Below are 608 nucleotides of genomic sequence, written 5' to 3' on the forward strand. Positions count from 1 at the left end.
GAGACGAAGGATTCGACGAAGGCGTATTCGGGGATTTCGCTGTTGGAGTCGGCGAATGATCTGAAGTCGGCGATCGAGAGTGGTGACTGGGCTTCGGTCGCGATGGGTGCGGTCGGGACGGCGTTGGATGCGTTGTCGATGGCGATGGATCCGTTCGGGGCGATCCTGGCGGCCGGGGTCGGGTGGTTGATGGAGCATGTGGGGCCGTTGAAGGAGGCGTTGAACGGGCTGACCGGGAACGCCGATGAGATCGCGGCGCAGTCGGAGACGTGGAAGAACGTCGCGGCGGAGCTGGGCAGTGTCGGTGCGGACCTGGCCGGGATGGTCAAGGCCGACACGGTGTCCTGGACCGGGAATGCGGCGGACAACTACCGTCAGCGTGCTCAGGACACGGTCACGTTGCTGGAGACCGCGCAGAAGGGCTGCGAGGGCGCCTCGAGCGGGGTGAAGACCGCGGGTGAGGTGGTCGCGGCGGTGCGCGCGCTGGTGCGTGACATCATCGCGGAGCTGGTCGGGCATCTGATTTCGTGGGCGTTGCAGGTGTTGTTCACCCTGGGGATCGGGTTGACCTGGGTGGTGCCGCAGGTGGTCGGTGCGGTGGCGAAGAC

General features: G+C 66.1%; 1 protein-coding gene. It reads left to right on the plus strand.

Features of this window, described 5'->3' with window-relative positions:
• Nucleotides 1–608 (plus strand): WXG100 family type VII secretion target (locus ACYVLJ_RS47920; protein WP_460443745.1); only part of this gene is annotated, 608 nt, incomplete at both ends.

Source organism: Amycolatopsis stemonae, assembly GCF_054781455.1.